Genomic DNA, 21,132 nt, shown 5'->3' on the forward strand with positions numbered 1-21,132 from the left:
ACGCCGGGTCCGGCGAGGCCGGCCATGAGTTGGTGACGCCGTCGGGGGTGAGCGTGTACTGGCGGGGGGTTGGCCTCCAGGTGGCGGCCGAGGAGGAACTCGAAGGCCTGGCGGGCGCCGAGGCCGGCGGCGAGTTCGGCGACGGCCCGTCTCAGGGTGACGGCTCCGGCGGCGGGGCGCACGGTCACCGGGTGGCCGGCTCCCAGCCGGGCGGCGAGCGCCTCGTCCCGTACGGGGGGCAGCCGCTCGGCGAGCCGGTCGTCGGGGAGGGCGGCGAGCTCCAGCCACCGCGCGGGGCGGTCCCGTACGACGAGCAGTGCGGCGCCGGCTTCGACGAGGGCGGCGACGGCGCCGCCGGGGTGGGCGGTGACCTGCTGCCAGACGCGTTCGCGCAGCGGGACCTCGGCGAGCTTGCCCTGGGCGCGCAGCCACGCTTCGACTTCGGGCAGCGCGAAGGAGGGGCTGGTCTCGGTGCCGCCGACGGGCTTGGGGAAGTCGGGGTGGCGGCGCCGCCAGTTGCTCACGGCGGCCCGGCCGACCCCGGCCAGGCGGGCGATCTCGGCGGCGGTGACCTCGGGGACGTTCTCCTCCAGCATGCCGGGAGCATACCGGTTCACAGTCCGGAACGGCCCCCAGTCCGCTTCACAGCGTGAATCCAATCAATCCTGTGAATCGTGTTGACTCGGTTCACAAGCTCTGTTGTGATGATCCCGTCAACAGCGGAGAACGCCGGCCGCACCGAGAGATCCGAGACAGGAGCACACCCATGTCCCAGTCCTCCACACCGCGCCACAGCCGGATCACCCGCCACCGGGTCCTCACGGGCACCGGCGCGCTCGTCGCCCTCGTCGCGCTCGGCGCCTGCACCGGGGGCGGCGGCACGAGCGGCACGAAGGACACCGGCGCGAAGAAGCCGGCCGCGGCGTCGAGCAGCCCCAAGTCAGGCGGCGGCCAGACGGCCGGCGGCACGACGAGCGCGAAGCCGTCCGAGCCGAAGAAGGACGGCAAGAAGGCGGCGATGCGCGGCAGCGGCACCTTCCAGGTCGGATCGGACCTCCAGCCCGGCACCTACCGCACCACCGGCAACAAGGGCCTGGGCTGCTACTGGGAGCGCGCCAAGGACGCCTCGGGCGAGGTCGAGTCGATCCTCGCCAACGACAACGTCGTCGGCACCAGCTACGTGACCATCGAGGCGGGCGACAAGCTCTTCAAGTCCAACGGCTGCAACGACTGGGAGACCGTCGACCCGAAGGCCGTCTCCGACGCCCCGAAGACCGAGGCCGCGGGCGACGGCGGCATGTTCAAGGTGGGCCTCGACCTCGCCCCCGGCACCTACAAGTCGAGCGGGCCCGCCGCGGGTTCGGCCGGCTGCTACTGGGAGCGCGCCAAGAACGCCTCCCACGACGTCGACTCCATCGCCGCCAACGACAACCCCACCGGCCCGGCCGTGGTGACGGTCTCCGCGCAGGACGGCTACTTCAAGACCACGGGCTGCGCGACCTGGAAGAAGTCCTGACTCCAGCGCCGCCGGACATCCGCCGGATACCCTCCCGATCCTGAACGATCCCAGGGGGGGGACCAGCTCATGCGCACCACCACCATGCCCGCGGCCCTGTCCGCGGCCGCGACCGCACTCGCCTGCGCGGCACTGCTGACCGCCACCGGCTGCGGCCTCGCGAAGGGGAGCGGCGCGGCGGCGAAGGCGTCGCCCACCGCCTCCGCCACGCCGCCCGACCCGCTCGCCGGCAGGGACCCGGCCGCCGTCCTGCGCGCCGCGTACGAGGAGACGGCGAAGACCGAGAAGAAGAACGCGATCGTCAGCCGCACCATCGGCGACCGCGAGATGAGCGCCGGCCTGACCTTCGAGGGCGAGAGCGACTGCTGGGGCAAGGTCACGGTCATGCGCGCCGGTGCCGGGGAGATCCTCATGGAGGGCGGCAGGCTGTCCTTCAGGGGCGACGAGGGCTTCCTGAAGGACCAGTTCAGGGACACGCCCCCCAAGTCGCCCGACACCGACCAGGGATGGATCGACGCCAGGACCTCCGACCCCTCGGTCGCACACCTGCGCGCCCTGTGCGCGGCGGCCCGCCCGGACCCGGCGGAGCTGACCGACGTCCGCCGCGAACCGGACACGTACCAGAACGGCAAGCCCGTTGCGGTGTTCAAGGCGAAGACCGCCGGCGGTGCCGAGATCACCGACCACGTCCTGCTGGACGGGGTGCCGTACCTGAGCAAGCACTGGCACCAGTCGGCGAACGACCACGGCAGGGTCGAATACGACGGCGTACGCCCGGCCGGGGCCGTGTCACAGCCAGCGCCTACCCTCGGAACCTGAGTACCGATCGCCGCTCCAGGGGGAAATCCAGATGCGCAGCCGTACGAAGACCACCACGTCGGCACTGGCCGCCGCGGCCCTGATCGGCGGCGGCCTGGCGGCGTGCGTGCCCGCCGACGGCCGGGCCTCCGACGTCGGCGGCCGGGCCCGCGCCTCCCAGTCGCCCGCCGCGTCCGCGTCCGGGCCCGCGTCGCCCTCCGCCCCGTCGGACGCCAAGGGCGAGCGGGCGCTGGCCGACCTGTCGGGGGCGGAGATCCTCACCCGGGCCGGCGAGGCCACCCGCAAGGCGCAGTCCATGCACGTCACGGCCACGGTGGAGTACGAGGCCAAGCCGATGCGGATCGACCTCTCCCTCGACAAGAAGGGCAACTGCAACGGCGCCGTCCACCTCGACGGCATGGGGAAGATGGACATCATCAAGTCCCCCGAGCTCGTCCACTTCCGCGGCGACGCCGACTACTGGCGGGGCGCCGCCAAGCAGAAGCACGCCTCGCAGAAGCAGACGGACCAGATGGTCGCCGTGCTCGCGGACCGCTGGGTCAAGCTCCCCGCCGCCGACCCGCGCGCCGCCCCGATGACCGGCAGCTGCAACCTGGGCAAACTGACGGACGACCTCGGCAAGGGCAGCCCGCTCGCCCGCAAGGGGGAGACGGGCACCGTCGACGGCACGCCGGCGCTGGCCGTCACCTCCCCCGCCCGGCAGGGCACCCAGACCGACTGGGTCGCGACGAAGGGCACGCCGTACATCCTGAAGTCGTCGATCAGCGGCGACACGACCGGCGCGGTCACGTTCTCGGCCTTCGACGTCCCGGTCGACACCGCCTCCCCGAAGGACTCCGACGTCCTGGACCTCTCCAAGACCGGCGGCGCGGTCGGCGAACCGGTCTGACCCGGCCTCCCGTTCAGGCGCCGGCGGCCACCCGGACGTGCAGGTGGCCGCTGAGCGGGAACTCCGGCGGGGCCGCGGGGAGGACGGCGCTGAAGGGGTAACCGCTCTTCTCCGCCACCCGGCAGGAGGCCCCGTTGTCCTCCTGGTGCAGCAGTTCGAGGCGTGTCAGCCCGGAGCCGCCGAAGGCCTCGAACGCCCAGGCCGTCAGCGCCTCCAGGGCGCGCGGGGCGACGCCCCGGCCCCGCGCCGCGGCGGCCGTCCAGTAGCCGACCTCGGCCGAAGCGCCCTCCGGCACCGGCCGCTTGAGGACGGCACCGCCCACCAGCCGGCCCGGCCCGCCCTCCGGCTCTCCTTCCAGCACCGCGAAGGCGAACCGCAGTCCCTCCTCCCAGCCCTCCCGCTGCCGCGCCACCCAGCGCAGCCCGCCGGCCGCGTCGTCCAGGGACTCGGCGGTCCAGCGCCGCAGGAACGGGTCGGCGTACGCCTCCACCAGCGCGGGGACGTCTTCCTCCCGCCAGGGGCGCAGCGACAGGGCCGGGAAGCCCGCCGTCGCGGCGGGCCGGAGGGTCGGCGGCGTGATCATCGGGCGATGATACGCACGGGCGTGCGCTACGAGCCGAGGATCGTGGTGAGGAACTCCCCGGTCCAGGCCAGCAGTTCGCGGCCGACCAGCGGCTTCCCGCCGACCTTGGCCGTCTTCGGGCGCGGCACCAGCACCTGCGAGGTGGCCGGCTTGAGGACCGTCCCCGGGTACAGGCGCTTGAGGCGCAGCTCCTGCGACTCGCGCAACTCCACCGGCCCGAAGCGGATGTTCGGCCCCTGGAGGGTGATGTCCCCGACCCCGCAGGCCCGCGCCAGCATCCGCAGCCCCGCCACCAGCAGCAGGTTCTCCACCGGCTCCGGCAGCTTGCCGTAGCGGTCCGTCAGCTCCTCCCGGACGGCCTTGACGTCGGCCTCGGAGTTCGCCGCCGCGATGGACCGGTACGCCTGCAGGCGCAGCCGCTCGCCGGGCGCGTAGTCGTGCGGGACGTGCGCGTCGACCGGCAGCTCGATCTTCACCTCCAGCGGCGGCTCCTCCTCCGCCCCGCCGCCCTCGACGGCGGCCCGGTAGTCGGCCACCGCCTCGCCGACCATCCGGATGTACAGGTCGAAGCCGACGCCCGCGATGTGCCCGGACTGCTCGCCGCCCAGCAGGTTGCCCGCGCCGCGGATCTCCAGGTCCTTCATCGCCACGTACATGCCGGCGCCCATCTCGGTGTGCTGGGCGATGGTGGCCAGCCGCTCGTGCGCGGTCTCCGTCAGCGGCTTCTCCGGCGGGTACAGGAAGTACGCGTACCCGCGCTCGCGGCCGCGCCCGACCCGGCCGCGCAGCTGGTGCAGCTGGCTCAGGCCGAAGTTGTCGCCGCGTTCCACGATCAGGGTGTTGGCGTTGGAGATGTCGATGCCGGACTCGACGATCGTCGTGGAGACCAGGACGTCGAACTTCTTCTCCCAGAAGTCGACCACGACCTGCTCCAGGGCCTGTTCCGACATCTGGCCGTGGGCCGTCGCGATCCGCGCCTCGGGCACGATCTCGCGCAGCTTCGCGGCCGCCCGGTCGATGGACTCGACCCGGTTGTGGATGTAGAAGCACTGGCCCTCGCGCAGCAGCTCGCGCCGGATCGCGGCGCCGATCTGCTTCTCCTCGTACGGGCCGACGAAGGTGAGCACCGGGTGGCGCTCCTCCGGCGGGGTGGTGATCGTCGACATCTCGCGGATGCCGGTCACCGCCATCTCCAGGGTGCGCGGGATCGGGGTCGCGGACATGGTCAGGACGTCCACGTTGGCGCGGAGCTTCTTCAGCTGCTCCTTGTGCTCGACGCCGAAGCGCTGCTCCTCGTCGACGATGACCAGGCCCAGGTCCTTGAACTTCGTCTCCTGCGAGAACAGGCGGTGGGTGCCGATGACCACGTCCACCGAGCCCTCCTTGAGGCCCTCCAGGGTGGCCTTGGACTCGGTGTCGGTCTGGAAGCGCGACAGCGCCTTCACGTTGACCGGGAACTGGCTGTAGCGCTCGGAGAAGGTCCCGAAGTGCTGCTGCACGAGGAGGGTCGTGGGGACGAGGACGGCCACCTGCTTGCCGTCCTGCACCGCCTTGAAGGCGGCCCGGACCGCGATCTCCGTCTTGCCGTAGCCGACGTCGCCGCAGATCAGGCGGTCCATCGGGACCGACTTCTCCATGTCCTCCTTGACCTCGGCGATGGTGGTGAGCTGGTCGGGCGTCTCCGCGTACGGGAACGCGTCCTCCAGCTCCCGCTGCCAGGGGGTGTCCGGGCCGAAGGTGTGGCCGGGGGCCGCCATGCGCGCGCTGTACAGCTTGATCAGGTCGGCTGCGATCTCCTTGACCGCCTTCTTCGCCCGCGCCTTGGTCTTCGTCCAGTCGGCGCCGCCGAGCCGGTGCAGGGTCGGGGCCTCGCCGCCGACGTACTTGGTGACCTGCTCCAGCTGGTCCGTCGGGATGTAGAGGCGGTCGCCGGGCTGGCCGCGCTTGGCGGGGGCGTACTCGACGAGGAGGTACTCGCGGGTGGCGCCCTGGACGGTGCGCTGCACCATCTCGATGTAGCGGCCCACGCCGTGCTGCTCGTGCACGATGTAGTCGCCGACCTCCAGCGTGAGGGGGTCGATGGACTTGCGGCGCCGGGTGGGCATCCGGCCCAGGTCCTTGGTGGCGGTGCGCTGCCCGGTCAGGTCGGTCTCGGTGAGGACGGCCAGCTTCAGCGCCGGGTCCACGAAGCCGTTGTCGATCGAACCGCAGGCGACGTGGACGATGGAGGGCTCCAGCGCCTCCAGCCTCGGCTCCAGCCGGGCCGCGATGCCCTCGCCGCCGAGCACCTCGACGGTGCGGGCGGCCGGGCCGTGGCCCTCGGTGAGGTAGACGGTGTGCCAGCCGTCGGCGATCCAGCCCTTGGTGTCGGCGAGGGCGCGGGCGGTGTCGCCCCGGTAGGCCTCGGGGGCGTGCATGCCGAGCTTCAGCGTGTCGCCGCCGGCCAGGTCCTCCTCGCCGGCCGCGAAGGGGGACACCGACCACCACATCATGCCGATCTCGCGGGCGTGCTCGCGCACGTCCGCGATCCCGCGCAGCGAGGCCGCGCCGACGTCGATGGGGGCCTCGCCGCCGCCGGCGGTGGCCGCCCAGGAGGCCATCAGGAACTCCTGCGAGGTGGCCACCAGGTCGGCGGCGCGGGTGCGGACCCGCTCCGGGTCGCAGACGACGGCCATCGACCCGGCGGGCAGGACGTCGATGAGCAGCTCCATGTCGTCGACGAGGACCGGGGCGAGGGACTCCATGCCCTCGACCGCGATCCCCTCGGCGATCTTGTTCAGCAGCTCGCCGAGCTCGGGGTGCTGCTCGGCGAGCGCGGCGGCCCGCTCGCGGACCTCGTCCGTGAGCAGCAGCTCGCGGCAGGGCGGGGCCCACAGCCCGTGCTCGGCGATCTCCAGGGAGCGCTGGTCGGCGACCTTGAAGTAACGGATCTCCTCGACCTCGTCGCCCCAGAACTCCACGCGCAGCGGGTGCTCCTCGGTGGGCGGGAACACGTCGAGGATGCCGCCGCGCACGGCGAACTCGCCGCGCTTCTCGACCAGCTCGACGCGGGCGTACGCGGCCGCTGCCAGGGCCTCGGTGACCACGCCGAGGTCGGTGGTGTCACCCTGCCGCAGGCTCACCGGCAGCAGGTCCCCGAGCCCCTTGACCTGCGGCTGGAGCACGGAGCGGATGGGGGCGACGACCACCGAGACGGGCCCGGCGGCGGGGTCGTCCTTGCTCGGGTGCGCGAGCCGGCGCAGCACGGCGATCCGGCGGCCGACGGTGTCGCTGCGCGGGCTGAGCCGCTCGTGCGGCAGCGTCTCCCAGGCCGGGTAGTCGACCACCTCGTCGGGGGGCAGCAGGGAGCGCAGCGCGGCGGCGAGGTCCTCCGCCTCCCGTCCGGTGGCGGTGACCGCGAGCACGGTCCGCCCGGTACGGGCGGCCAGCGCGGCGATCGCGAAGGGCCGGGCGGCGGGCGGGCCGACGAGGTCCACGTGCATGCGGTTGCCGTCCCCGGCCGCGGTGACCGCCTCGGCGAGGGCGGGATCCCGGGTGACGGCGTCGAGCAGTCCGTGCAGGCTCATGAGACAGGCTTTCCATCCGGTGAGGGGCGAGGGGTGCCGGGGGCAACACGAAGGGCCCGACACGTGAACGGGCCGGGGGTTCCCACCCTATGACGCCGCTCCCCCGGCCGCGCGGGGCATTCCGGTCCCGCGGGGGTGTGGCGGGCCTGCCGGACCGGGGCAGGGGGGCGGAGGGAGGCATTCCGGTCGGGGGTGAGAATCTGTCCGGATGCCGATACCCGCAAGCCCCCCGAGCACCGGCGACCGCGCCGGGCGGGCCGCGCGCAGGGCGCCGTACGCACTCGCCGCCGCGCTGTTCCTCGCGTACGCCGTGCTCTCGGTGACCCGGCACCGGCGGATGGAGGAGGGCTCCTGGGACCTCGGGATATTCGAGCAGGCGGTCAGGGCGTACGCCTGGCTCCGGCCGCCCCTGGTCGACCTGAAGGGGCCGGGCTCCAACATCCTCGGCGACCACTTCAGCCCGGTCATCGCCCTGATCGCCCCCCTCTACCGGGTCTTCCCGACCCCGGTGACCCTCCTGGTGGTGCAGGCGGCCCTGATGGCACTGTCCGCCCTGCCCGTCACCCGCGCCTCGGCGAAGCTCCTCGGGCCGGCCCGGGGGCTCGCGCTCGGGGCGGCGTACGGGCTGTCCTGGGGGATCCAGCGGGCCGTGGAGTTCGACTTCCACGAGATCTGCTTCGCCGTACCGCTGCTGGCCTTCGCCCTGGAGGCGCTGCTCGCGCGCCGCTGGCGGGCCGCCCTGGGCTGGGGGCTGCCGCTGCTGCTGGTCAAAGAGGACCTCGGGGTCACCCTGGCCGCCCTGGCCCTCGTCACCGCCTGGCGGGCCCGGCGCGCCGACCCGCGGGCCGCGCGGCTGGCGGCGGCCGTCGCCGCGGCCGGGGCGGCCGCGGCGGCACTGGTGTTCACCGTGGTGATCCCCGCCTTCGCCGCCGACGGCTACGCCTACTGGGAGAAGCTCGGCGGGGGCGAGGCCGGCGGCGGCCCGTTGAGCGGCCTCGGCACGAAGCTGACCACCCTCGGCTGGGTGCTCGTCCCCACCACCGGGCTCCTCGCGCTGCGCTCCCCGCTGCTGCTGGTGGCCGTGCCCACGCTGGGCTGGCGGTTCCTGTCGGGGGACCCGCACTACTGGTCCACCGACTACCACTACAGCGCCGTCCTGATGCCGGTCGTCGCCCTGGCCCTGGCCGACGCCCTCGACACCGCCCGGCGCAGCCCCCGGCCGCGGGTGCGGGCGTACGCCCACCAGCTGCCCGGCGCCGTGCTCGCCGCCGCCCTGGCGCTGAGCGCGACCAGCCTGCCGCTGGCCCGGCTCGGCGAGCGGTCCGCGTACGGGAAGCCCGCGCGGGTGGCCGCCGTCGAACGGCTGCTGGCGCAGATCCCGGACGGGGTGCGGGTGGAGGCGGACCACGGCCCGCTGACCCGGCTGACCTCGCGCTGCCAGGTGTACTGGATCGGCGGCACCGAGGGGGTGCTGCCGGCCTACTTGGTCTTCGACGCCTCCGACGGCCGGGCCGGCGACCCCGTCGCCTTCGCCGAGCGGCTGCACCCGGGGTCGCGCTTCGTGCTGATGGGCGAGGCGGGCGGGTACGTCCTGCTCCAGCGGATGCTGTGAGCCGCCGAGCCGCTGAGCGCCGGGCCGCCGATGCACGACGCCGGCCCCGGACCGTCCCTGCGGACGGTCCGGGGCCGGCGCGTTCCCCCGTTGTTCCCCCGTGGTTCCCCCGTACGACCGCCCCGCTATTCGCTGGCGATCGCGTTCAGGACGTTCATCCGCCCCGCCCGGAAGGCCGGGACCAGTGCGGCGAACAGGCCCACCAGGGCCGAGCCGGCGAAGACGCCGATGATGGTCGGCCACGGGATCTCCAGCACCTTCAGCCCCTGGAGGGCGAGGAGCTGCTGGGCGGTGGCACCCCAGCCCATGCCCAGGCCGAGGCCCAGCAGGGCGCCGAAGAGGGCGATGACCACCGACTCCAGGCGGATCATGCGGCGCAGCTGGCGGCGGGAGAGGCCGATGGCGCGCATCAGGCCGATCTCGCGGGTCCGCTCGACCACCGACAGGGCCAGGGTGTTCACGACACCCAGCACCGCGACGATGATCGCGAGGGCGAGGAGCCCGTAGACCATGTTGAGGAGCTGCCCGACCTGGTCCTTGAGGTCCTGCTTGTAGTCGGTCTGGTTGAGCACCTTGTACTGCGGGTACTCGGCCATGGCCGCCTTGAGCGCCGTGTACGCGCTGTCGGCCTGCCCCTTCTCGGCCTTGGCCAGCAGCATGAACGGGCGGGCCAGCCGGTCGGCCGGGATGTTGGCCTCGGCGGTCGCGGTGCTGATGTACTTCACGCCCTTGTCGAGGTTGCCCTCGTCCGAGGTGATCGCGGCGACCTTCAGCCTGGTGGTCTGGCCGCCGTCGAAGGCGACCGTGAGCTCGTCGCCGACCTTGACGTGGTGCTTGTCGGCGTAGAGGGAGCCCACCGCCATGGATCCGGCCGCGTACGCGTCCCCGTGCGCGCCGGCGATCATCTTGCGGCGCACGTCCTGGGCGTAGGACGGGTCGGTGACGCTGATCCGGTCCTTGGCGGAGGTGCCGTCCGGGGCGGTGATCTTCGCCTCGACCTCGCGGTAGGCGGTGACGTGGTCCAGGCCCTTGGTGGAGCGCATGGCCTGCTCGGCCTGCGGCATCATCGGCTGGCCGCCCTGGGAGGCGACGATGTAGTCGGCGCCGACGGTGCGGTCGAGCTCGTCGGTGGCGGAGGCCACCATGGAGGAGCCGACCACCGACAGGCAGGCGACCAGCGCCAGTCCGATCATCAGCGCGGCGGCCGTGGCGCCGGTGCGGCGCGGGTTGCGCAGCGCGTTGCGCTCGGCGAGCCGGCCGACGGAGCCGAAGGGCCGCAGCACCGGGGCGGCGAGCACCCGGACCACGACACCGGCCAGCAGCGGGCCGATCACGATGAAGCCGATCAGGCTGAACAGCACGCCGACGGCCAGCCACAGCGAGCCCGCGGAGGCCTTCTCGGCGGCCGCGGCGAGGAACAGGGCCGCGGCGCCGATGCCCGTGAGCACCAGGCCGAGGGCCGCGCGGACCCGGCCGGCCTTCTTGTCGCCGGGGGTTCCGGCGTCGCGCAGGGCGGCCATCGGGGAGACCTTGCCGGCCCGGCGGGCCGGGACGTAGGCGGCGACGACGGTGACGACGATGCCCAGGACCAGGCCGACGACCGGGGTCGTCCACTTGACCGTCAGGTCGGCGGTGGACAGCTGCATGCCCATCTGGCCCATCAGCTTCATCAGGCCGACGGCCAGGCCCACGCCCGCCGCGACTCCGGCGAGGGAGCCGACGACGCCGAGCAGGAACGCCTCGATGAGGACCGAGCGGTTGATCTGGCCCCGGTCGGAGCCGATGGCGCGCATCAGGCCGATCTCGCGGGTCCGCTGGGCGACCAGCATCGAGAAGGTGTTGAAGATCAGGAAGATGCCGACGAGGAAGGCGATGCCGGCGAAGCCGAGCATCACGTACTTCATGACGTCGAGGAAGCCCATGTCCTTCTTGTTGGCGGCCGCGGCTTCCTTGGCGGTCTGCAGCTTGTACGTGTCCGCGCCGACGGCGGCCGCCACGTTCTTCTTCAGCTGCTCGTGCGTCACGCCGTCCTTGGCGGTGACGTTGACGTGGGTGAACGTGCCCGGAGCGCCGAGCAGCTTCTCCTGGGCGGTGGCGGTGTCGAAGTAGACGATGGCCGCGCCCGGGTTGGTCACGGTGAAGGAGGCGATGCCGCTGATCTTCGCCCGGACGTCACCGGTGACGGCGATGGTGCGCAGCTCGTCCCCGAGCTTCAGCGTGTGCTTGTCGGCGGTGTCGGCGTCGACCATCACCTCGGTGGGGCCGCGCGGGGCGTGACCGGAGGTGATCTTCATCGACTTGAGCTCGTTGTCGTTCCAGTTGCCCGCGATGGTCGGGGCTCCGGTGGTCGACCCCATGTTCTCGTTCTTGGAGTTGACGACGGTGACGGCCATCGAGACGACGCCGCCCTCGGCGGACTTCACGCCCTCGGCGCCGCGGACCTTCTCCACGACCGTGCCGGGCAGGGACTCCGGCCTGCCGCGGGCGGAGATCTCCTCGCCCTCCTCGCCTTCCTTGGGGCTGACGGTGACGTCCGAGCTGGTGACGGCGAACAGCTTGTCGAAGGTGGTGTTCATGGTGTCCGTGAACACCAGGGTCCCGCAGACGAAGGCGACCGACAGCAGCACGGCGACCGCGGAGAGCGCCATCCGGCCCTTGTGCGCGAGGAAGTTGCGCCGCGCGGTCTTCATGACGGTCACGAGGTCCGCCCGCGCGCGTCGAAGTCCTTCATCCGGTCGAGCACCTGGTCGGCGGTGGGCCCGTACATCTCGTCGACGATGCGGCCGTCGGCGAGGAAGATGACGCGGTCCGCGTAGGAGGCGGCGACCGGGTCGTGGGTGACCATCACGATGGTCTGGCCCAGCTGGTCGACGGACTGGCGCAGGAAGCCGAGGACCTCGGCGCCGGCCCGGGAGTCCAGGTTGCCGGTCGGCTCGTCGCCGAAGATGATCGCCGGGCGGGCGGCGAGGGCGCGGGCGACCGCCACGCGCTGCTGCTGGCCGCCGGACAGCTCGGTCGGGCGGTGCTTGAGGCGGCCCGCGAGACCGACCGTCTGGACGACCCGGTCCAGCCACTGCGGGTCCGGCTTGCGGCCCGCGATGTCCATGGGGAGGGTGATGTTCTCCAGGGCGTTGAGCGTCGGCAGCAGGTTGAACGCCTGGAAGATGAAGCCGATCTTGTCCCGGCGCAGCTGGGTGAGCTTCTTGTCCTTCAGGCCGGTGATCTCGGTGTCCTCCAGGTGGATCTGCCCGCCGGTCACCGTGTCCAGCCCGGCCAGGCAGTGCATCAGCGTGGACTTGCCCGAGCCGGAGGGGCCCATGATCGCGGTGAACTGGCCGCGGTGGATGTCCACGTCCACGTGGTCGAGGGCGACGACGCGGGTCTCGCCGGAGCCGTAGGCCTTGACGACCTGGCGCGCCCGGGCCGCGACGGAGTTCTGTCCCCCGCCGCTCCCGTGCCTGGTCTCGGTCATCGCCGTTGTCACGGTGCTGTCTCCCCTGTTGGTGTTCCTGTGCCGGTGCCGCCGGCGCGTACACGGCCGGTGTGCGCATGGCCGATACCGGTATGCGCATGGCCGATATCCGTACGGCCGCCGTCGAAGTCTGCGGTGCGGGGGGTCCCGGGCGCGCTGGTGCCCATCGCCGTATCCACCGGGGGGTTATCCCCACCCCCACCCCCCGGCGGCCCCGCTCGTATGAACCAGTTAAGGACCTCGCGGGCCCTTCGGCCTCCTCCGCCGGGACGAACGTCCCCTGGGCCCAAATGCTGAGCCACCCCTAGGGGTTGTCCACCCTGCGGCGGACCGGGGGTAGGGGGCACGGACGGACCGGGCGCCGATGAGACGGGGATTCCGCCCGGAGCGGCCCGGTGAGATGGTGTTCCCCGCAGACGAGGGGAACGTGGTGGAAGCAGGAGAAAACCGGGCGAAAGGCTCCACGGAAGCGTCCGCGGAGGGCGCGGCGGACCCCGCCGACCGCCCCGGAGGAAACGCTTCCGCGAGCGGCCCCGGACCCGGAACGGCCTCGGGGCCCGACTCCTGGACCCACGGGGCCGGGCCCGGGCGGCCGCCCACCCGGGTCGTGGCGGCGCTGATGCTGAGCATGGCCCTGGTCGCGCTCGACAGCACGATCGTCTCCACCGCCGTCCCGCAGATCGTCGGGGACCTCGGCGGGTTCTCCGTCTTCTCCTGGCTGTTCTCCGGCTACCTCCTCGCCGTCACCGTCACCCTGCCCCTCTACGGCAAGCTCAGCGACACCTTCGGCCGCAAGCCCGTCCTCCTCTTCGGCACCGCCCTCTTCCTCGCCGGCTCCCTGCTGTGCGCGTCCGCCTGGAACATGGCCGCGCTCATCGCCTTCCGCATCGTCCAGGGGCTGGGCGGCGGAGCCCTGCAGAGCACCGTGCAGACCCTGGCCGCCGACCTCTACCCGCTGCGCGACCGCCCCCGCATACAGGCCCGGATGACCACCGTGTGGGCGAGCTCCGCCCTGCTCGGCCCCGCGCTCGGCGGGGTGCTGGCCGGGTACGCCGGATGGCGCTGGACCTTCCTCGTCAACGTGCCGCCGGCCGGGCTGGCCCTCTGGCTGACCGCCCGCCACCTCGTGGAACCCGTACGGTCCCCCGGCCGCCGGGGCCCGGTGGACTGGGCCGGGGCCCTCGCCGTCTTCGCCTGCGGCGGGCTGCTGCTCTTCGCGCTGGTCCAGGGCGGCGTGGCCTGGCCCTGGCTGTCGGCGCCCTCGCTGGCGCTGCTGGGCACGAGCGCGGTCCTGGCGGTGGTGGTGGTCCGGGTGGAGCGCCGGGCCGAGGAACCGATCCTGCCCGGCTGGGTGTGGCGCCGGCGCACCATCGCCGCCGTGAACCTGGCGATGGCGGCACTGGGGCTGCTGATGGTCGCCCCGATGGTCTTCATGCCGACCTACGCCCAGTCCGTGCTCGGGCTCGGGCCGGTCGGAGCCGGGCTCCTGACCGCCCTGATGACGCTGAGCTGGCCGCTGTCGGCCGCCTTCTGCCAGCACGTGTACCGGCGGATCGGCTTCCGCGACACCGCCGCCCTGGGCGTCGGGCTGGGGTCGGCGGTCCTGTTCGCCTTCACCCTGCTGCCGTACCCGGCGCGGCCGTGGCAGCCCGCGCTGGTGATGCTGCTGCTGGGCGCCGCCCTCGGGCTGTTCCAACTGCCGCTGGTGGTCGGGGTGCAGTCCACGGTGGGCTGGGCCGAGCGGGGCACCACCACGGCCTCGGTGCTGTTCTGCCGCACCGTCGGGCAGAGCGTGGGGGCCGCGCTGCTGGGGGCGGTGGCCAACGCGACCGTCGCCGCCCGGCTGACGGGGGCGCCGCTGCCGGGGCTGCCGGAGCGCCTCGACGACGTGTCGCGGGCCCTGGCGGAGCCGGGCGGGCTGTCGCCGGCCGCCGCCGAGCACCTGCGGGCGGCGGTGGCGGCCGCGGTGGAGCACATCTTCCTCGGCGCGACGGCCGCCGGGGTGGCGGCGGTGCTGGTGCTGCTGCTCGTCGCGCCGCGCAGGTTCCCGGTGCTGCCGGAGCACCAGTAGCGGCGGGGGGCGGCGGGGCGGGGGGTGGCCGAGCGGGGGCGGGGGTGGGTCCGTGCGCTCCGGCCCGCGCGTCGGGTTGTCATGTTCGGACCCAGTGGGTGACCCTCTTGCCCAGGACCGCATCCGGGGGGACGACATGGCATCCGCACTCTTCGCGCTCGCGTTACTGGCCGCCCTGGCCGGGCCGGTGGCCCTGCGCCTGCGCCGCCGGCCGGGCTTCGTCACCGGCCGCGACGGCCGGCTCTCCACCTCCACCACCCTCGCGCTGGCCTGGACGGTGCTCCTGCTCTGGCTGCTGCTCGCGATCCTCGCGTACGGGCTCACGGCGGGCGGCGGCGTCTCCTACTTCCGCGGCACCGGCACCGGCTCCGACGGCCCGCTGTCGGCCCTGACCTCGGTGTACCTGCCGCTGCTCGGGGGCCCGTACGCGGCCCTCATCGCGGCGAAGGCAGTCGTCGGCATCCGGCTGGAGAGCGGCAGCATGGCCAAGCCGGCCCCCAGGCCCACCCCCGGCGGCCGCCGCCCGCTGCGGGAGCTGATCGCGAACGACAGCGGCCGGACCGACCTGGTGGACCTCCAGTACGTGGCCCTGAGCGCGGTCACGATGCTCTACGTCGTCCTCTTCTTCCTCTCCGACGTGGGCGGCGGGCTCCCCCGGCTGCCCGGCGAGATCTGGGCGCTGACCGGCGCTCCGGCCGGGGCCTACCTGGTCAACAAGATGGCCACCCGCGCCAACCCGGTGATCACCGACGTCACCGTCACCCCCGAGGGGCTGCTCCGGGTGGAGGGCGGCGGCTTCACCGAGCCCCGCCTCACGGTGGACGGCACCCCGGTCGAGGCGACGCCGGATCCGGCGACCGGCGCCCTGACCGCCCGGCTGCCGCAGACGGCGAAGCCTCCGTTCACGGTGGTGGTCGTCTCGCGCGGGCTGCGCAGCGACCCGTACCGCTACGAGGGCGCCCCGGCCGCCGCCGCCCCCGCGGCGGCGGCCCCGCGGGCATGACGGGGGCCCGGCACCTCCGGGTGCCGGGCCCCTCGTTCGTCCTGCCGAGATCAGCCGAGCATGCGGAACGGCGAGTCGAAGTAGTCGGACTCCCCGTCGGAGCCGTCGGAGCCGTCGGAGGCCTCGGAGGCGTCGGAGGCGTCGGAGGCGTCGCTGTCGGCCGGCTGCTGGGCGGGGGCCTGGGCGGCGTCCTCGCGCTTGTCCTTCTCGCCCGGCTGGGCCTGCTGGCCCTGCTTGTCGGAAGATTCGAACACGACGGCGGAGGCCTCGAAGTCGCCCGCCTTCTCACCCGGGCCCGCCGCCACGACCGGCTCGCCCTCGCAGTTCTTGTTGTCGAAGAACAGGGCCACCTTGTCGGTCTCGTTGACGGCTTCCTCGATCGGGGCGTCGGTCACGGCCAGCGCGTGGCACTTGTCCTCGGCCAGGTCGCTCACCTGCCCGGTCTTGCTTTCGCCGTTCTGCTGGAAGCTGTAGCTGAGGGCCTTGCCGTCGTCCGCGAGCGCGGTGGCGGCGGTCGGCAGGACGAGGGTGAGGGCTCCGGCGAGGGCTACGGCGGTGGTGCGAAGACGCATGAGGGGGTTCCGTTCTTCTCTTCCACGGGCGGATGCCGGTCCGGTGGCATCCGGGAGGGAGCGTAGGAGCGCGACGCGTTGGCGAAACCTTTCCTCAGCGGGAGCGCGCCCTGAGGTTCACCCACCCTGCCCCCCGCGGGCCCACCCCGCCTCCTCCTCCGGGGAGATCCGGTTCACGCGCCACCCCTCGGGGGTCTCGGTCAGCGTCAGGGCCCCGATCCAGTCCGTTCCGCCCTCCGGGTACTCCCACTCGGCCGGGTCCGCCAGCACCTCCGGCAGCGCCTCGCGCGGCACCGCCCCACCCGGCTGGAAGCCCGGGGTCCCGTCGGGCGCGACCCACGGCACCACCCGGCGCACCTCGATCCACCCCCGGTCGACGAGGTCGAGCAGGACCGGGGCCAGCTCGGCGGCCGGCAGCTCCTTGTCCTCCTCGGCCAGGTCGCCCCAGATGCCGGGCAGGATGTCGATCTCGAAGGCGTTGATCATGAAGGCCCGCTGGCTCTCGGTCAGCGACTCCCATGCGCGGCTCACGCGCCCTCCCCCTTGTGCCGGGCGTAGTAGCGCGCCACCCGGGCCCGGTTGCCGCACGCCGAAGCCACGCACCAGCGCCGGCGCGGGTGCGCCGGCAGGAACAGCAGCACGCAGTCCGGCGCCTCGCACTCGCGCACCGACATCACCCGCGGGTCCGTCACCAGCTCCACCACGGCCTCGGCGAGCTCCGCGGCGAGCCGCTGCGCGGGGGCGGCCTCCCGGTACGGGGCCGCCGTCATACCGGTCAGCGCCGTCCAGGCCAGCTCGGTGCGGGCCGGGGCGGCGGCGAGGATCCCGTTGAGCGCGGCCAGGGCGCCGGGCGGGGGCCGCTCACCGCGCCGGGCGGCGGCGAGCAGCGGCCCGGCCGCCTCCCGCACGGCGTGCACGGCGGTGACCTCGGCCTCCCCGACCTCCGCGACGCGGCTCAGCCGCCCGGGCTGCTCGGCCAGCCAGGCGGCGAGTCCCGCCCGGTCGGCGATGAGGTCGCCGGCACCGGCGGGCCGGGTGTTCAGCAGGTCGAGGGCGAGGGGCTCGCCCAGCAGCGGGAAGAGATTCACGCCGCTAATGCTACCAAACCCTCTTGACCCATTAGCCGCAAACCCAGCAGACTAATGCCACCGAAGCCCGAGGAGGCATGTGATGATCGCTCACCGCACCGTCGACGTGGACGGCGTGACCGTCGCCTACCGCGAGAGCGGCCCGGCCGACGGCCCGGTCCTGCTGCTCCTGCACGGCTTCCCCACCGCCTCGCACCAGTTCACCCGCCTCATGGACGCACTCGCCGGCACCCCCTACCGGCTGATCGCCCCGGACTACCCCGGCTTCGGCCGCACCACCGCCCCGCACGGCTTCACGTACACCTTCGACCGGCTCGCCGACATCGTGGAGGGCTTCACCGACGCCCTCGCCCTCGACCGCTTCGCCCTGTACGTCTTCGACTTCGGCGCCCCCGTCGGGCTGCGGCTCGCCACCCGCCGCCCCGACCGCGTCACCCACCTGATCGTCCAGAACGGGAACGCGTACGACGAGGGCCTCTCCGACGCCGCCCGCGAGTTCGCCGGACTGCGCCGCGAGGTACCCGGCAACGAGGAACGCGTCCGCGCCCTGTTCACCGAGGAGGGCACCCGCTTCCAGTACGAGACCGGCGTCGCGGACCCCGCCCTGATCTCCCCCGACAACTGGACCCTCGACGTCCACTACCTCGGGCTGCCCGGCCGCGCCGACGCCCAGGCCGACCTCGCCTTCGACTACGCCTCGAACTTCGCCCACTACCCCGACTGGCAGGCCTGGCTCCGCACGGCCGCCGTCCCGGTCCTCGTCGCCTGGGGCGCCGGCGACCCCTTCTTCACCCCGGCCGGCGCCAAGGCCTACCTCCGCGACGCCCCCCACGCCGAGGTCCACGTCTTCGAGGGCGCGGGCCACTTCGCCCTGGAGACCCACCTCCCCGAAATCGCCCCGCTGATCCGCGGCTTCCTCACCCCCACAACCGCCGGCCGGTGACGCTCCCGGGACCGCGCACCGCGTGCACCCCGGCCCCGCCCTCGTACGACGCGGCGACGACGGCGACACCGCCGTCCAGGGCCAGCGCCGTGAAGTCCGGGCGGCCGGCCCCGGCCCCCAGAACCGTTTCCGCACCGGCCCCCATGAGGTCCCACCCCTCCAGCAACCGCACCCGCCGCCAACCGCCCTCCCCGCCCGGCGGCATCAGCAGGAACTCACCGCCCTCACCGAACAGCCCCTCGGCCACGGCGAGCCGGTGCCAGCACACGTTGAGCGCCTCCACCAGCCGCGGATCCGCGTACCGGACGTAGACACCCCCGAACACCTCCGCCGAGCCGTATCCGACGACGGCCGCGACCACCCCCTCCGGCACCCCGCCCGGCACCACCCCGAGCCCGGCCCGCCCCAACGCCTCGCGCACGGCTAGGACCGGAATCCCACGATCCCGAACCCGGGCCGCGCCTCGACCTGCCGCAGCCACCCCAGCACGTCCCCCACGGCCTCCGACACCTCGCTGTCCAGCAGCGGAACCTCGCCCCGCCGCTTGGTCTCCTCGAACTGCTCCAGCGCCTTCACGCACTCCTCGTACGTCCACTCGCCACAACCCGGCGTGTACGTGGACGGCAGCCCGCCCGGCAGGTCCGAGAAGTCGAAGTCCTCGACCGAAACGGCGTCCACCTTCAAAGCCCGCAGCCCCGCGTCGACCATCCCCAGCCAGTCGCCCCGGTACGGGGAGAACGAGGAGTTGTCGAGGAAGGACCCCGTCAGGTCACAGAGCCGCTTGTACGCGTACGCGTACTGGAAGGCGTGCTCCCGGTCCTCACTGAACGGCCCGCCGTACACCACCGCGCGCAGCGCCTCGTACGCCGTCGGCGCGCCGTTCTCTATCTCCGAGTCGAACCAGTCGTCGTCGTGCGCGAGATCGGCGGCGAACCGCTCCCGGACCAGGTCCAGGAGCGCGTCGTCGCGCGAGCCGACCAGGGCGTGGACGGCGTTCAGATCGAGCAGGTACACACTCAACGAAGAACTCATACCGCGAGGCTAACGCCGCCCACCGACAATCGACTTGGCGGCGCCCTTCCCCCGTGCACCGCCCCCGCGCGGCGAGCACGCCGCCGCGCGGAACAGCCCCTTACCCCTCCGCCGGCGCCCGGCCCGTCAGCGCCGCCAGGCTGGAGCGGACGTGGCTCATGTGGGCCCGCATCTCCTCCTGCGCCTCCTGGTGCTCGCGCAGGATCCGGTCCGTCTCGCGCCCCGTCCGCTCCTCCCGGACCCGCGCCTGCGCCACCAGTTCCTCCGCCCGCGCCTCCGCGTCCTCCTGGCCGTGCCGCGCCGACTCCTCCGCCTCGGCGTACCCGCGCCGCGCCTCCGCCAGCCGCGCCTCCGCGTACCGCTCCAGCTCCGCGTAGCGCGCGTCCTGCTCGTCCGCCCGCGCCGCCAGCTCCCGCCCCGACGCGTCCCACCGCTCGACCTGGTCCTGCTCGAGCTCCGCGAGCAGCGCCCGCGCCCGGCGCCCCGCCTCCGCCAGCGCGGCCTGCGCCTCGGACCGCCAGCCGGCCGCGTCCTCCCGCGCCTCCGACCGCAGCGCGTCCGCCTCCCGCTGCGCCCGCAGCAGCCCCTGGCGCGCCCGCACCTCGGTCTGCTCGCGCACCGCCTCCGCGTCGTGCCGCGCCAGCTCGGCCACCCGGCCGGCATGCGCCTCGGCCGCACCCGCCGCCTCCGCCGCGTCCGCCCGCGCCTCCTCCCGCAGGACCTCCGCCTCCTCCTGCGCCAGCTGGAGGATCCGCCGCGCCCGCTCGCTCAGGTCGTCGTACGTCTGCGGAGCCAGCGCGGCCACGGCCGCCCGCAACCGTTCGGCCTCCGCCTCCATCTGACGGGCCAGCACGGTCAGCCGCGCCACCCGCTCCCAGGCCTCGTCCCGGCTGCCGGACAGCCGCGCGAGATAGCGGTCGACTTCGTCCATCCGGTAGCCACGACCGCGCACAGTCGCAAAGGGTGCAGTCATCCTGGGAGCGCCTCTCTCGCGGGGATTGCTGTCAAGGATGCGTCATTTGGTCGCAGAAGCCGGAATGGCCGGGCCGGGTCCCCCACCCCAAGGGGACCCGGCCCGTCCACACGCACGCTCACCGCGTCAGAGCAGTCCGTCCCACATCTGCTCCAGCAGCACCGACCACCAGCTCTCGGGCGAAGCCAGCGCCGCACTGTCCAGACCGGCCAGATTCGCCTGGAAATCGACGGTCCAGCGCCCTGCCTGCTCCGGCGTCAGATGCTGCCGCAGCCGCCACATGTGACCCAGCATCGCCAGCGAACGCGCGAACTGCGGCAGGCTCGAATTCACGAACTGCGGCGGCACGGGCGCCCCGCCGGGACCGGCCTCCACCGGCACCGCCACTATGTGCGCGGTCCCGTACTGCACGCACAGCGCCTTGCCGAAGTCGCTGCCGACGACCAGGTACGAGCCCGCGTCCGACGCCGGCTGCACCCCGCGCTGCGCCGCCATCTCGGCCAGCGTCGGCACCGGCTGGCCCGGCACCGCCTGCGCCCAGAAGAACGGCCCGAAGTCGACCGGCAGACCCGCCCACATCAGGGTCTGCGCCACGATCTCCGGCACGCCCTGGCGCGACACCGCCCGCTGGTCGAAACGGAAGACCCCCTGCGGCCCGAAGGCACCCGCCAGCTCCTGCGCGATCGCGTCCATCGGGATCGCCGGCTGGAGCGGAACCTGCGGCAGCGGCGCCCGGACCGGCGCGGGACGCGCGGGCCCGTCCGCCACCTGGTGCAGCTCACCCTGATGGGTGAGCAGGTGGCGCATGCCCTGCTGACGGCCCGCGTGGTCGGTCCCGTACGGGGCCACGCTCGTGATCCGCACCTGCGGCCAGGTCTCCCGGATCATCCGGGCGCAGTAACCGCCCGGCAGCTCGCAGGAAGCCAGCTCGGTGTGCAGCTCCAGCACCTGCTGCGGCGGCACGTTCATCGCGCGCAGCTCGTACAGGATCTG

18 protein-coding genes and 1 pseudogene are annotated in these 21,132 nt (G+C 73.5%); 7 read left to right on the top strand and 12 right to left on the bottom strand.

Features of this window, described 5'->3' with window-relative positions; translation table 11 throughout:
- A pseudogene (locus SSNG_RS14225) lies at positions 1-593 on the bottom strand (SAM-dependent methyltransferase); the annotation flags it as partial.
- A 173-nt stretch (positions 594-766) separates the two neighbouring features.
- On the opposite strand from SSNG_RS14225, the gene SSNG_RS14230 reads away from it, so the two are divergent.
- The 3 genes from SSNG_RS14230 (at position 767) to SSNG_RS14240 (ending at position 3,224) form a co-directional block, all read left to right on the top strand.
- Positions 767-1,516: a hypothetical protein gene (locus tag SSNG_RS14230; protein ID WP_007264531.1), complete on the top strand. Its 750-nt coding sequence runs from the start codon at positions 767-769 to the stop codon at positions 1,514-1,516.
- Positions 1,517-1,585: 69 nt separating this feature from the next.
- Positions 1,586-2,335: a hypothetical protein gene (locus SSNG_RS14235; protein ID WP_007264532.1), complete on the top strand. Its 750-nt coding sequence runs from the start codon at positions 1,586-1,588 to the stop codon at positions 2,333-2,335.
- A gap of 31 nt (positions 2,336-2,366) precedes the next feature.
- The gene (locus SSNG_RS14240; protein WP_007264533.1) at positions 2,367-3,224 is read left to right on the top strand and encodes a hypothetical protein; all 858 of its coding nucleotides are present in this window, start codon (positions 2,367-2,369) and stop codon (positions 3,222-3,224) included.
- Positions 3,225-3,237: 13 nt separating this feature from the next.
- Here SSNG_RS14240 and SSNG_RS14245 read toward each other — a convergent pair whose 3' ends face one another.
- Entirely contained in the window at positions 3,238-3,807 is a 570-nt protein-coding gene (locus SSNG_RS14245) for a GNAT family N-acetyltransferase (RefSeq protein WP_007264534.1), read from the bottom strand.
- A 26-nt stretch (positions 3,808-3,833) separates the two neighbouring features.
- The gene (gene mfd / locus SSNG_RS14250) at positions 3,834-7,373 is read right to left on the bottom strand and encodes a transcription-repair coupling factor (protein ID WP_007264535.1); all 3,540 of its coding nucleotides are present in this window, start codon (positions 7,371-7,373) and stop codon (positions 3,834-3,836) included.
- Positions 7,374-7,581: 208 nt separating this feature from the next.
- Between mfd and SSNG_RS14255 the strand changes: the two genes are divergently transcribed.
- Entirely contained in the window at positions 7,582-8,985 is a 1,404-nt protein-coding gene (locus SSNG_RS14255) for a DUF2079 domain-containing protein (RefSeq protein WP_007264536.1), read from the top strand.
- A gap of 125 nt (positions 8,986-9,110) precedes the next feature.
- Here the strand turns inward: SSNG_RS14255 and SSNG_RS14260 are convergent, their stop codons facing one another.
- Positions 9,111-11,684: an FtsX-like permease family protein gene (locus tag SSNG_RS14260; RefSeq protein ID WP_007264537.1), complete on the bottom strand. Its 2,574-nt coding sequence runs from the start codon at positions 11,682-11,684 to the stop codon at positions 9,111-9,113.
- On the bottom strand, positions 11,681-12,469 hold the full coding sequence (locus tag SSNG_RS14265) for an ABC transporter ATP-binding protein (RefSeq protein WP_007264538.1): 789 nt from the start codon (positions 12,467-12,469) through the stop codon (positions 11,681-11,683). The genes SSNG_RS14260 and SSNG_RS14265 overlap by 4 nt, the downstream gene beginning before the upstream one ends.
- A gap of 607 nt (positions 12,470-13,076) precedes the next feature.
- Between SSNG_RS14265 and SSNG_RS14270 the strand changes: the two genes are divergently transcribed.
- Positions 13,077-14,528, top strand: coding sequence for an MFS transporter (locus SSNG_RS14270; protein ID WP_241695050.1), 1,452 nt, complete (start codon positions 13,077-13,079; stop codon positions 14,526-14,528).
- Positions 14,529-14,664: 136 nt separating this feature from the next.
- Positions 14,665-15,531, top strand: coding sequence for a hypothetical protein (locus SSNG_RS14275; protein WP_063749890.1), 867 nt, complete (start codon positions 14,665-14,667; stop codon positions 15,529-15,531).
- Positions 15,532-15,581: 50 nt separating this feature from the next.
- Here the strand turns inward: SSNG_RS14275 and SSNG_RS14280 are convergent, their stop codons facing one another.
- The 3 genes from SSNG_RS14280 to SSNG_RS14290 all read right to left on the bottom strand — a co-directional run bounded on the left by SSNG_RS14280 (position 15,582) and on the right by SSNG_RS14290 (position 17,191).
- Positions 15,582-16,103, bottom strand: coding sequence for a hypothetical protein (locus tag SSNG_RS14280; RefSeq protein ID WP_007264541.1), 522 nt, complete (start codon positions 16,101-16,103; stop codon positions 15,582-15,584).
- Positions 16,104-16,220: 117 nt separating this feature from the next.
- Complete coding sequence (locus SSNG_RS14285; RefSeq protein ID WP_042801003.1) at positions 16,221-16,634, bottom strand: hypothetical protein; 414 nt, start codon at positions 16,632-16,634, stop codon at positions 16,221-16,223.
- The gene (locus tag SSNG_RS14290) at positions 16,631-17,191 is read right to left on the bottom strand and encodes an ABATE domain-containing protein (protein ID WP_042801004.1); all 561 of its coding nucleotides are present in this window, start codon (positions 17,189-17,191) and stop codon (positions 16,631-16,633) included. Before SSNG_RS14290 ends, SSNG_RS14285 begins: the two co-directional genes overlap by 4 nt.
- An 82-nt stretch (positions 17,192-17,273) precedes the next feature.
- On the opposite strand from SSNG_RS14290, the gene SSNG_RS14295 reads away from it, so the two are divergent.
- Positions 17,274-18,134 carry an alpha/beta hydrolase gene (locus SSNG_RS14295; protein ID WP_042801005.1) on the top strand — a complete coding sequence of 287 codons (861 nt, stop codon included), beginning with the start codon at positions 17,274-17,276 and terminating at the stop codon, positions 18,132-18,134.
- On the opposite strand, the gene SSNG_RS14300 is transcribed toward SSNG_RS14295, so the two are convergent.
- From SSNG_RS14300 to SSNG_RS14315, 4 genes are all read right to left on the bottom strand, one after another.
- On the bottom strand, positions 18,109-18,555 hold the full coding sequence (locus SSNG_RS14300) for a hypothetical protein (protein ID WP_007264545.1): 447 nt from the start codon (positions 18,553-18,555) through the stop codon (positions 18,109-18,111). The two genes, SSNG_RS14295 and SSNG_RS14300, sit on opposite strands and share 26 nt — an antisense overlap.
- Positions 18,556-18,557: 2 nt before the next feature.
- Positions 18,558-19,166 (bottom strand): hypothetical protein, encoded by a 609-nt coding sequence (locus tag SSNG_RS14305; RefSeq protein WP_042801006.1) that lies wholly within the window; start codon positions 19,164-19,166, stop codon positions 18,558-18,560.
- Positions 19,167-19,266: 100 nt separating this feature from the next.
- Entirely contained in the window at positions 19,267-20,139 is an 873-nt protein-coding gene (locus SSNG_RS41160; protein WP_007264547.1) for a DivIVA domain-containing protein, read from the bottom strand.
- A 126-nt stretch (positions 20,140-20,265) separates the two neighbouring features.
- Positions 20,266-21,132 (bottom strand): SUKH-4 family immunity protein (locus SSNG_RS14315; RefSeq protein WP_042801007.1); only part of this gene is annotated, 867 nt, incomplete at its 5' end.

The organism is Streptomyces sp. C (assembly GCF_000158895.1).
In the GTDB taxonomy this organism is placed as follows: domain Bacteria; phylum Actinomycetota; class Actinomycetes; order Streptomycetales; family Streptomycetaceae; genus Streptomyces; species Streptomyces racemochromogenes.

Excerpts from the sequence above, each read along its gene's own strand:
- SSNG_RS14295 (WP_042801005.1), top strand. The coding sequence starts at position 17,274 with ATGATCGCTCACCGCACCGTCGACGTGGACGGCGTGACCGTCGCCTAC.
- SSNG_RS41160 (WP_007264547.1), bottom strand. The coding sequence starts at position 20,139 with ATGACTGCACCCTTTGCGACTGTGCGCGGTCGTGGCTACCGGATGGAC.
- SSNG_RS14240 (WP_007264533.1), top strand. The coding sequence starts at position 2,367 with ATGCGCAGCCGTACGAAGACCACCACGTCGGCACTGGCCGCCGCGGCC.
- SSNG_RS14235 (WP_007264532.1), top strand. The coding sequence starts at position 1,586 with ATGCGCACCACCACCATGCCCGCGGCCCTGTCCGCGGCCGCGACCGCA.
- SSNG_RS14270 (WP_241695050.1), top strand. The coding sequence starts at position 13,077 with ATGCTGAGCATGGCCCTGGTCGCGCTCGACAGCACGATCGTCTCCACC.
- SSNG_RS14255 (WP_007264536.1), top strand. The coding sequence starts at position 7,582 with ATGCCGATACCCGCAAGCCCCCCGAGCACCGGCGACCGCGCCGGGCGG.
- SSNG_RS14230 (WP_007264531.1), top strand. The coding sequence starts at position 767 with ATGTCCCAGTCCTCCACACCGCGCCACAGCCGGATCACCCGCCACCGG.
- SSNG_RS14305 (WP_042801006.1), bottom strand. The coding sequence starts at position 19,166 with ATGAGTTCTTCGTTGAGTGTGTACCTGCTCGATCTGAACGCCGTCCAC.
- SSNG_RS14280 (WP_007264541.1), bottom strand. The coding sequence starts at position 16,103 with ATGCGTCTTCGCACCACCGCCGTAGCCCTCGCCGGAGCCCTCACCCTC.
- mfd (WP_007264535.1), bottom strand. The coding sequence starts at position 7,373 with ATGAGCCTGCACGGACTGCTCGACGCCGTCACCCGGGATCCCGCCCTC.
- SSNG_RS14245 (WP_007264534.1), bottom strand. The coding sequence starts at position 3,807 with ATGATCACGCCGCCGACCCTCCGGCCCGCCGCGACGGCGGGCTTCCCG.
- SSNG_RS14275 (WP_063749890.1), top strand. The coding sequence starts at position 14,665 with ATGGCATCCGCACTCTTCGCGCTCGCGTTACTGGCCGCCCTGGCCGGG.